This is a genomic window from Bradyrhizobium sp. NAS80.1, assembly GCF_001908205.1.
Taxonomy (GTDB): domain Bacteria; phylum Pseudomonadota; class Alphaproteobacteria; order Rhizobiales; family Xanthobacteraceae; genus Bradyrhizobium.
Genome location: NZ_LGHL01000268.1, coordinates 1 through 9810, shown reverse-complemented (window position 1 = coordinate 9810; position 9810 = coordinate 1). Strand labels below are relative to the sequence as shown.

11 protein-coding genes and 1 pseudogene are annotated in these 9810 nt (G+C 60.8%); 6 read left to right on the top strand and 6 right to left on the bottom strand.

Translation table 11 applies throughout. From position 1 onward, the window contains the following. Positions 1-517: recombinase family protein (locus tag AC629_RS40970; RefSeq protein WP_084810343.1), on the bottom strand; the 517-nt coding region annotated here is incomplete at its 3' end. Positions 518-945: 428 nt separating this feature from the next. Between AC629_RS40970 and AC629_RS40965 the strand changes: the two genes are divergently transcribed. Further along, entirely contained in the window at positions 946-1155 is a 210-nt protein-coding gene (locus tag AC629_RS40965) for a hypothetical protein (RefSeq protein ID WP_143199842.1), read from the top strand. A 290-nt stretch (positions 1156-1445) separates the two neighbouring features. On the opposite strand, the gene AC629_RS47385 is transcribed toward AC629_RS40965, so the two are convergent. Next, complete coding sequence (locus tag AC629_RS47385; RefSeq protein ID WP_161491955.1) at positions 1446-1616, bottom strand: hypothetical protein; 171 nt, start codon at positions 1614-1616, stop codon at positions 1446-1448. 896 nt (positions 1617-2512) lie between these two features. Here AC629_RS47385 and AC629_RS40960 point away from each other — a divergent pair. Then, positions 2513-3925, top strand: a complete 1413-nt coding sequence (locus tag AC629_RS40960) for a phenylacetate--CoA ligase family protein (protein ID WP_245332162.1) — start codon at positions 2513-2515, stop codon at positions 3923-3925. Positions 3926-4602: 677 nt separating this feature from the next. On the opposite strand, the pseudogene AC629_RS40950 reads toward AC629_RS40960, so the two are convergent. From AC629_RS40950 to AC629_RS40940, 3 genes and pseudogenes are all read right to left on the bottom strand, one after another. Further along, positions 4603-4875 (bottom strand): annotated as a pseudogene (locus AC629_RS40950) (hypothetical protein); the annotation flags it as partial. A 100-nt stretch (positions 4876-4975) separates the two neighbouring features. Next, positions 4976-5140 carry a hypothetical protein gene (locus tag AC629_RS40945; RefSeq protein ID WP_210419190.1) on the bottom strand — a complete coding sequence of 55 codons (165 nt, stop codon included), beginning with the start codon at positions 5138-5140 and terminating at the stop codon, positions 4976-4978. Between the two features lie 138 nt (positions 5141-5278). After that, complete coding sequence (locus tag AC629_RS40940) at positions 5279-6133, bottom strand: DUF2066 domain-containing protein (protein WP_245332161.1); 855 nt, start codon at positions 6131-6133, stop codon at positions 5279-5281. Positions 6134-6353: 220 nt separating this feature from the next. On the opposite strand from AC629_RS40940, the gene AC629_RS50835 reads away from it, so the two are divergent. After that, positions 6354-6833: a DUF992 domain-containing protein gene (locus tag AC629_RS50835; RefSeq protein ID WP_084810338.1), complete on the top strand. Its 480-nt coding sequence runs from the start codon at positions 6354-6356 to the stop codon at positions 6831-6833. 93 nt (positions 6834-6926) lie between these two features. After that, positions 6927-7487, top strand: coding sequence for an SRPBCC family protein (locus AC629_RS50355; protein WP_168195712.1), 561 nt, complete (start codon positions 6927-6929; stop codon positions 7485-7487). A 454-nt stretch (positions 7488-7941) separates the two neighbouring features. Here the strand turns inward: AC629_RS50355 and AC629_RS47380 are convergent, their stop codons facing one another. Continuing rightward, positions 7942-8250 carry a hypothetical protein gene (locus AC629_RS47380; RefSeq protein WP_084810335.1) on the bottom strand — a complete coding sequence of 103 codons (309 nt, stop codon included), beginning with the start codon at positions 8248-8250 and terminating at the stop codon, positions 7942-7944. 191 nt (positions 8251-8441) lie between these two features. On the opposite strand from AC629_RS47380, the gene AC629_RS40915 reads away from it, so the two are divergent. Both AC629_RS40915 and AC629_RS40910 read left to right on the top strand, forming a co-directional pair. Then, the gene (locus AC629_RS40915) at positions 8442-9170 is read left to right on the top strand and encodes an SOS response-associated peptidase (RefSeq protein WP_084810334.1); all 729 of its coding nucleotides are present in this window, start codon (positions 8442-8444) and stop codon (positions 9168-9170) included. Between the two features lie 127 nt (positions 9171-9297). Next, on the top strand, positions 9298-9564 hold the full coding sequence (locus tag AC629_RS40910; protein ID WP_084810333.1) for a hypothetical protein: 267 nt from the start codon (positions 9298-9300) through the stop codon (positions 9562-9564). The last annotated feature ends 246 nt before the right edge of the window (positions 9565-9810 follow it).

The window sequence follows — 9810 nt, the reverse complement described above, 5'->3', positions numbered from 1 at the left end:
CCTGGCTGCGATCGAGCTCTGGATGATGTCCCAGATCCCGCCGCGGCTGACCACCGGCCGCTGAGAGGCCTTTGCGCTTGCCGGTGTCGGAGCCCCGGCCGAGGAACGCCAGTGCCGGTTGCAGGGCCCGCCAGAACGTGGCCTCGCCCACTTCGTATTCTTCTGCCAGCGCGGCCATTGTCTCGCCTGCAGCATAGCACTCGGCGATCTTCTGGCGCTGGCCTGCATCAAGGGCGGAGGGTCGACCGAACCGCTTGCGTTGCTTGCGGGCCTTGGCGATGCCGGCCTCGGTGCGGGCAAGGATCAGTGATCGCTCGAATTCGCTGATCCCGCCGAGGATGGTCACTAGCAACTTGCCCGCCGGGCTGGTGGAGTCGCACCACGACTCAGCCAAGCTGGTAAAGCCGCAACCAGCTTCCTGCAGGTCATGAACGATGTTCCGCAGGTCACGGCTTGAGCGCGCCAGCCGATCGAGGCGAGTCACCACGACTACGTCGCCGGGCGTCAGGGCGCGCATGAGACGCTTGAACTCCGGCTTGCCGCGGAGCGCTTCTCGCTGAGTCCCGACTTTCGGAATGAAAGGTAGAGCGAGCTGCCGACGACCTGCCCGAGGGAACTGTTTTGGCGATTGCCGAATTGATAGGTCGCCAACGCGCGGGAGGTCGCCATGCGCCTTCACCTTCACCACAACTCGATCGACTTGGTCGCGGTAACAGCTGCCAGCATACTAGTGCTGGGGTTCGCCTCCGCCATCGCAGTCCTGCTGGTCCGTTAAAAAAATCCGAAGGCGCAGATGCGTATACCCGATCGTTGCGGGGTGCCGATTTCCTGACTGTGTGCCCGCGTGATGCGCGAAAAAATCACGCAGAGTAATAAACTTTCGCGGAACGAATTGACTCGCAGCTGATTGTCCGACGCCGGGGCGGAGATTGATGGATGCCAATCATGACCAAGGCCACCACCTACACGGTTAAGGCGCGAAATTTCGAGTACCGCGTCAAGCCGACGCTTGAAGCCGCAGTAAGTGTTGCCCGCGAAAAGGTCTGGCCCTTCGCGCCCGACGAGAAGGTGCGCGTCTATCATGGCGCGGAGCTTGTAGGCGAGATCAAACCGACGAGCGATGTCAGAGAACGCGGCATCAGAAGGGCGGCCTAAGGCCTGCCTCGGGAGGGGACGGTCAAAAAAATCGGCGCGGCCGGATGTACGGCCGCGCCCCTTCTGGTGCACTAAACGGGCGGCGCGAAAAATCTGCAAGCCTGAATTTGCGAAGCAACTCGCTCAGTGTCTCAGTTACCTCCGCGCACCTAGCGCGTTGCGGCTGGTGATCATCTTGTAGCCGTCCTCGAATTCGACGCAGCAGCTATTCATCTTTCCACGCGCTAGGACGCGGCAGAATTGTCCTTTCCGACCATGCCGATCCCAGCGGTAGATATAGGGAAAGTCCATCAGTCGGCCGCCATCTGCTCAAGTGCGACGCATCCAACGTTTTCCAGGCCGTCGCATCGGATGCGCAGCATAAGGACGTATCCGTCGATATTTAACCGCGCCTCTGCTTTCCGCATCAAGGTCACCAGGATCAGCGCTTCCATTGACCGCCGGTTTGCACCGGCGCTCAAGTCCCTCTCCAGCGGCTAACGCAGTCTGGCCCTTCTATCCCGCCATAAGATGGCCCGCCAGCGTGAACCGGCGGGCCTCTGTCTCAGGACTCGTTGGGACCGGAGACCCACGCCCGCCATCTTCTCACTGCAATGCCGCGCTCTGTTGCCAACGGCAGACGAACGATGCGGGGGATTCCACTTGAGCACCAAGCAAGCTCACCTTTTGAGGGTTCTGTTCTCCGTGGGCCTGACCGCTTTCGTTGGCGCGGGGACATTCGTCGTAATCCGATACCTGATCGGGTTGTCGGAGTAAGTGAACGCGCTGGACCAGCCCGACCCTGCACATCACCCGCGCTTGACGCATTCGTATGATCACTCTACGGGCAGCCTTCTCGCTCAGCTTGGGAGGAAGTGGCTTCTTCGGCTTCGAGCGGCGGGGCCTGTCGCTGACCTCCTCGCCGCCGAGATCCGTAGGCAGAGCAGAGTCTTCCGCGAAGCGCCCGCTCGATCCTGCCGGGCGCCTTAATACGACGCCGGGCTTCGATGCAGGCACAATAGACCAATAGCGCGACGCCCGTTGTCCGGTTAGGCAGATCAAGGCCCAAGCCGATCTCGCCTTTCACCTAGTCGTGAGTTGGGTCCACTGCCTGCGCGGGTCTACATGAGGGGCAGGTTGATCGAGACGGTCTCTCGCGCCACGAGCGCCATAGGACCTGAGGCGACAGTGCCAGTGCCCGACGGGGTCAGCGCCGACAGTGCCAGCGTCCTAGCGGCCAGAGAAAGCGAGCATCAACCTCCGCGCCCCACGTGGCGCAAGCGCTTGCGCCGCGAGGTGGGCGCGGTTGGTTAGTTATAGGGCGTTTTCGTCTGATGATCCTGTAAGCCTTCGCGAGCCGCTTGCGCGGCGGTGCGACGTGAATGTCATCGCCACGCACTCGCCTGTTGTGGGTTCACTTGTCATGAGCGAAAGCATCTTATGGGTATTGCTCGATGCGCATTGCGCAAGAAGGCAAGGTCTCAACGCCATTGCGCAGCGACAACGCGCTCGGCTCGGCGAGGCCGTCGCCTTCGCTCGCGCCAACTCGCCGTATTATCGCGAACTCTATCAGGGCCTACCGGAGCGGATCGAGAGTTCGTCCGTGCTGCCGGTGGCTAATAAGCAAGAGCTAATGCGTCGTTTTGACGATTGGGTCACAGACCGCGAGCTGAGTTTCGCGGCAGTGCGAGGGTTTGTCGATAACCCTGAGCTGATTGGGCAGCGCCTCCTTGGCAAGTATTCAGTGGCAACCACTTCGGGCAGCACCGGGACACCTGGAATATTTCTGTTAGACACACACAATTGGACGGTCACTCTCGCTTTTTCGCTGCGCGTGATGATGGGCTGGCTTAGCGTCAGCGACATGTTTCGTCTCCTCGTCCGCGGCGGCCGTGCGGCGTCGGTCCTGGCGATGGGCGGCCATTACATCGGCGCAACCAGCTTTGCTGCAATCCGTACAAAGCGATCGGCCCGACGATTACGGGCCCTTCCGGCGCAGGCGCCGTTGCGCAATCTGGTCGCCGAACTCAATCGGTACCGCCCGGCTCTGCTCATCGGATACGCCAGCGTCATGGCACTATTGGCCGCCGAGCAGGATGCCGATCGCCTACATATTCAGCCGGTGCTGGTTCTTCCGACTTCGGAAGGGCTTTCGCAGGACGGATACGACCGGATCGCAAGGGCATTCCACGCCAAGGTCCGGACCGTTTACGTCGCGACTGAATGCCTGTTCATGGCCATCGGCTGTGAACACGGTTGGTATCATGTCAACAGCGATTGGGTGATTCTCGAACCCGTCGACGCGAGCTATCGGCCGGTTCCGCCCGGCGAGGAGTCGCATACGGTCCTCGTGAGCAACCTCGCCAATCGCGTGCAGCCGATCCTCCGCTACGATCTAGGCGACCGCATCCTGCAACGACCTGATCCTTGTCCTTGCGGCAACCCGCTTCCGGCGATCCGCGTACGGGGCCGAGCTGCCGACATCCTCACGTTTCCAACCGAACGCGGAGAGGAAGTCGCAGTGCCATCGCTCGCGCTTGAGATCGATCATGTACCCGGTGTGGAGTTGTTTCAGATAGTGCAGACTGCGCCAACACAATTGCGCGTTCGCCTCCATCCCGCAGCCGACGCTGACCTAAACCGGGTTTGGCGGACGGTGCATTCCGAATTGACCAAGCTGTTGAATGAGCATGGGCTTGGTCACGTGTCTGTTGAGTTGGCCGCCGAACCGCCAGTTCCATCTTCCGCCGGAAAGTACCGTACCGTAATCCCACTGGCGCTTGAAGACTGAGAGCTTAGGGCGCTCCTGCCAAACGGCTACACACGTATCTTTCCATTGAACCCAAAGTGAACGCGCGCATATAGTCTCATCAGATCACAGCTACAGGTGAACGACGGGCGATGCCCCGCGCGCGCCTTCTGGGGCCTACGTCATCCACCGTCCGCCGCTTATCTCGACGAGGTGAAGCGGTTGAAGCCTACGGGTGAGTTGCCGCTCGAAGATATTCCGGTGCTGGGGCGGTTTCGCGATCCGAACGATCCGACCAGCGTGGAACTGGTCGACCCATCCAATCTCGCCGCGAGCTTCGGGCCCGGTGTGATGCTCAGACGCGCATTTGTCGAAATCACCGACGATCCTATTACCAAGGGCATCGAGACAAGGGTGCCCTGTTGGCATCAAGTAAGGTGTTGCCCTCTTTATTTCTGCCACGAGATCCAAGCGAGGGACTCCGACGGATGTCAGAGTCCCCCCTTGTCGAACGTCTTCGCTTTGATGATTTCAAAAGACTGCCCCGATGACCGATGCCCTTGTTTTGACGCTGGTGACGTCAGTCTAGGGTCATTCGCGTCGAGCTCGCTGCGTCGCTGGCCACGTCCGATCTACCCCTGAAAGCAGGCGGGCAGACAAGTATTGGGGTTGGTCAGCACGGGCCAGGAGCGGGTATCGAGCTCGCTCTCGCGGATGGGCTAGGGCCGCTCGCGGGGGCGCTGCGGCGACTGAGGATTGTTGGCGGGATTGGTATCGTACTTGGATATTCGCGTGATGAGCCCGCTAGTGGAGAGCGGTTGCAAGGCCGCCTCCAGCGCGTCAGCAACCTCCTTGGCATAGACCTCCCGGTCGTCCACGTAGAGCGTAAAGGATTTCAAATACTTTTCCTTCTTCGCCGGATTCTCGATCGTCGCCTTCGTCCACTGGTAGAGCGGATAGTTTTCGACGCCGTGCTCTTCTGCAGCAGTCACGCTATTCTCGCCTTCTGGTCGCACCCGATTTGCCCCTTTCCGATCGCAAGGCGCTACCGCTCTTTCATGAGCAGGTTCGGCACGCGGGGCCGTGACGCCATCATGACTGACGGCCACCATTGAGCGCGGCGTTTTCCATGATCAAAATCATCACGGGCGTCGCAAGCACTTGCGGCAATATGGCGTCCTTGAATCGGTCGGCAAGATGCTCGGGTTGCACCCGCAATGTCGATGTTCCTCTGGCTCCCAACGGAATCTGCCGCATTCATTCGTCCTAGAGCTCAATATAGATGCGTAGGCCGCTTCGCCCCCAACAGCAGCACAAAAGTGGACATCTGGCTAGGCCAGAGTTGGGCCAGACCCGGACTGATGCGCCGCACATTGCGCAGATCGCCGCGACCACCTATCCCGGATCGCCGTTGCCTGAGAGGATTTGAGCTGCGCCGCCGATGCCGCGGCGGTAGGCTTCATCAAACGTGACGCTGCGAAGCTGCCATCGGTGCATCCGGCCATTCCAGTCCATCCGCCACTCCGTCGCCCATCCGAGCTCAGAATCCTCCCACTTTAGCCGTCCGACCAAGGCGACTTCGCCCCCGCGTTCGGCCGCCACAGATGCCAATGTCGAGGATGGTGTCGTCAAGAGCTCTGCGGCATTAATGTTCGCTTTCGTCAATGCTGCGACATCAGGCAGCACGATCATCATGCCCCGCTTCAAGGCTGCGGCGAGGAGCGAGTCCCGTTGCAGGTCGGACTGCTTTGCATCCGATGTGGCGATGTATCGTCTTGAGCCCTGCTCCATCTCGACAAAAACGCCGAGGATCGGGCGGCGCGAAAGCCAGGGCTTGACGCCGAGCGAGTCAAGAACGTCGTTGATCTTCTTGTCATCGAAATCGACGATCAAATCGTACGGCCGGTCGCGGCTACCCTGCTCGTCGCGCTTCGGCGTGCCGGACATCTGGTCGTGGTAGCCATAGGCGCTAACGAAATCAGCCGAGCGCGATTTGTACGCGTTTAGTCGAGGATCGCCCTCGAGATTGAGCGCCCCAGTAGCCTTGATGAGAACGTCCTCGAGACAAGCGGCGAAGCCGATGATGCGATTGGCTTCGCCCTGTCCAGTCACGATTGTCTGCGCACGATAGAGGTTCTCCGCGGCGGCTGCCAACGTGCTGGGCCAGTTCGCCAAAGCAGCAATCAGCGATATCGTGATGATGACCGCGACTACACCCAGACATCGCTTTGTCAAATGCCGAGTAAGCACGATCGCCTCTCCCGATTGTCCGGCGTCAACGAGACGGCAGTTCCGACAGGATAAGCCCGCCGTATACTCATCAGGCGGATCGGGCGCGTTCAGGGTACGCTAAGGCGCTTAAATAGAAATAGCGAGCCAGCGGCGCTTTGCGCCGACTCCGCCGGAACATGGTGGAACACTGGAACGCTGACCGCGTTTTCGCGGTGTCCCCCTCAAGGAGGTTTGCATCATGAACAGGCCGATACACGCATTGGTTGGTTTAGCCGTTGCCCTCGCCGCCACGCCAGCAATGGCTCAGGACAGTGCCCGCGCGCGGGTAGGCACCCTCACGTGCAACATGTCCCCGACTGTTGGCGTCGTTGTCGGGTCGCAAACACAACTAAACTGCATCTATGCTTCGATGCGGCGTGGACCGCGCCAGGCCTATGTCGGCACCGTGGATACGTTGGGCCTTAATATCGGGACCACGTCGGGCGGTCGCATGAGCTGGGCCGTCTATGCCCCCGCTGGAGGGCGTCCAGGCATGCTGGCCGGCGACTACTCAGGCGCCGCCGCCGGGGTGACCGTCGGTGCCGCTGGCCCGGGAACCAATATGCTGGCCCGCGGACCGGACCGGGCGGTTGTCTTGCAACCGCTGGCCGTCCAGGGGCAGTCTGGCGCCAGCCTTGCCCTCGGCGTCTCGCACATGACGCTCCGGGCAGCGCGATAAGCGCGTCCGTCGCTGCGTGATTGAGGCTCTGCCCTGCTGAAAGGGATGGCCCGCGCGGTTTGCATGGCGAGCGGGCCGGCCGCAGCCTTGGATTTGAGTGAGATCATTCCCGGTAGTGAGGAGGTTGAACTCACGATCTTCCTGGCGGGAAAAGCTTTCTTCGTCGCTGGACTTGCTATTGCGACACTCTTGCTGACCAGGCGCGCCTCCGACCTGGCGGCCCCGCGGCGACGGATGCTTAGCGCCTCGGCCCAGCGACATCCGCAGGAGATCGGAGCAGAGGAGGAACAGATGGCAACGATCGTAGAGAGCATTGAGATATCCCGTCGCCCCGAAGACGTGTTCGTATACGCGACGGACTTTTCGCATTTCCCCGAATGGCAGGGGGGCGTCGTGTCGGCACGCCGGGAAGGTGACGCCCCACTGAAAGCCGTGGTGACCCGGCGGGTCGGTCCGCGGAAGTTGCAGAGGACGGAGGAGATCACCGAACTGAATCCTCCGAGGACGTGGACGGTGCGCGGCGTTGGCAGCCCCCTCACAGCGATTGCCAAAGGCACAGTTGAGCCACTCGATGACGGCAAGCGGTCGCGCGTAACGATCGCCCTCGAAGTAGAAGCCCAATGTGAAGCTGGATACGGTAGCCGTCGTATTTGATTTCGTGGAGCCAGTTAGCGCCGGACGGCGCCTTGCTCTTGAGCGTGGCGAGCTGTGGCTTGATAAAGCCCGGCATCGAAAGTGCTTTGGTACGCTTCGCCACCTACGCAACTCACAAAAGTAACCCGCCGCTGGAAGGGAATGCCAGCAGCGGGGTAGTCTAATCCATCTTTACTCATCACGAGTCCCCAGCACGGAGCCGCTTCGGCAGTTCCTAGTATTGAGGTCGCCTCAACAGCTCGGGCAACCGAGAGATGGCCTTTGCTATCCTCCGCGCCTCATCCTTTGACAGGTAGTTCTCGGCGTACTGATAGCGCCGCGAATGCATGTCGTTCCGATGGATGACACAGCAGATGGAGAAGCCGTTCGCGTCCTTGACGCGGAAGCAATCCTCTTCCTCTTCCATCACCCACGGCGCCGGAAATCGCCGAAGGTTATCCATGGCATCCTGCGACTACCTCGCGAGCTGCCGCAGTCCTGATCCTGGCGGTACGAGACGACGCTTTATCGGATGAGGCCGTGGCGAGGCCGGCGCGCGCCGCGGGATGAAGAGGCTGGCGACCACGATGGGATCGGTGTCGCCCAGGCTCGCCCGCTCTTGGGCCAGTCCGGCCATAGCCGTGCGCATCTTCAAAATCTCTTCGGCGACGAACGTGCAATCCTCATCGCGGTTGATCTGTTCGTGCATAATGGATTCGGCTTCGCGCATGCTGACGCGCAAGGCTCTGATTATTCTACGGATTTCGTTGATGCGGTTGTCCATGGCTCGCTTCTTGGCTGGACACGCAGAATAAGAACAAAACATGAACAATGAGTCAAGGGGACTGTCGGTGGGAACGCTTGTTTCATTGCTGCCATGGTCATTTCCATTCGAGCAGCATGGGTCCGGACGCGAGCGCGCCGCCTGATGCAGTAGATGTGCTAAGGCGTCAACGACCAATGCGGGGGCCTTTGGTGTGCAATCTCTATTCGATGACTCGGAACGTCGACGCGATCCGCCGTTTGTTCGAAGCCCTGAACAGCCGCGTCGGAAATCTCCCCAGCTTGCCCGGAATCTTCCCGGATTATCCGGCGCCAATCGTTCGCAGCGCGTCCGACGGGCGCGAGATCGTCATGGCACGCTGGGGCATGCCCTCCTCGTCAAAGGCGCTAATGGACGCCACGAAGAAACGCGCTCAAAAGCTCGAGGCCAAAGGCAAGTCGGTCGACTTCAAGGAACTTCTTCGGATCGAGCCCGATAGCGGCACCACCAATATCAGGAACGTCAACAGTGCCCACTGGAAGCGATGGCTCGATCCGGAGCATCGCTGCCTGGTGCCGTTCACGTCGTTCAGTGAGTACGACACCATCGACGGCAAGAAGGTGCCCGTGTGGTTCTCCCCGGACGAGGACCGGCCCCTCCTAGCCTTCGCGGGTCTCTGGACGAACTGGACCAGCGTGCGCAAGGCCAAGGAAGGCGAAGTGACCGCCGATCTCTTCGGCTTCCTCACCTGCGAACCAAACGCTGAGGTCAAGCGCGTCCATCCGAAAGCGATGCCGGTCATCCTGACGACGACGGAGGAGTACGACACATGGCTCACCGCCCCTTGGGAGGAGGCTAAGGCGTTGCAGCGGCCGCTTCCGGACGGTGCGCTCAAGATCGTTGCGACCGGTGAAAAGGAAGATCCTCCACCCGCCGCTTAGCTTTTGCACAGGCAGAGGGAACAGGTGGAAAAGCGCGAGCTCCCGCGATTTCGAATCCCTACCCTGTGCTAACCGCCAGGAACGGCGGAGGGGCGTCATGGATTCGTCCCAGCAGGAGCAAATTGCGATGCTGATGACGAAGGAAAGGCGGCCCGCGATCCGGACGCTGCACGGCTGGGCCATCTTTGTGCTTGACGAAGCCGGTGCCATCCGTGAATGCGAGGAACACGGTTGGATGCAGGATCGAGCCGACCCGCACGCTCGCGAACGTGCCCTCGATAGCGCCCGTCGGGATCCGCCAGCCGGTGTCTCACCGGAGGCAGCCGCCGCGGCCATCGCCGAGGTGCTTGACTCGATCGGCGACACCTGCCCGGAGTGCCCGCCAACGGATTGAGGCTCCCTTCGCCGCGACTCCGCTGTTGGCTCCCTGTACAATTGGCGTATGGCCCCACCCGATCCGGAGCAAGGCGCTCACCCGGCGCCTCATCGTAAGATCATCCACATCGACATGGATGGTGCGCCGTGAAGGCGCTAGAGAGGTGAAACATGATTTAAGTAGCACCTCTTACGCTCGCTGATTTCCTACCGACGGCTGAAATGTCGTCTCGACTGCTAGAGCGACAGTCGAAAGGGGGCTGAA

What these genes read in the sequence shown, in the direction of transcription:
- AC629_RS50835 (WP_084810338.1), top strand. Translation starts at nt 6,354, where the DNA reads ATGAACAGGCCGATACACGCATTGGTTGGTTTAGCCGTTGCCCTCGCC.
- AC629_RS40945 (WP_210419190.1), bottom strand. Translation starts at nt 5,140, where the DNA reads ATGCGGCAGATTCCGTTGGGAGCCAGAGGAACATCGACATTGCGGGTG.
- AC629_RS40965 (WP_143199842.1), top strand. Translation starts at nt 946, where the DNA reads ATGACCAAGGCCACCACCTACACGGTTAAGGCGCGAAATTTCGAGTAC.
- AC629_RS40910 (WP_084810333.1), top strand. Translation starts at nt 9,298, where the DNA reads ATGCTGATGACGAAGGAAAGGCGGCCCGCGATCCGGACGCTGCACGGC.
- AC629_RS47380 (WP_084810335.1), bottom strand. Translation starts at nt 8,250, where the DNA reads ATGGACAACCGCATCAACGAAATCCGTAGAATAATCAGAGCCTTGCGC.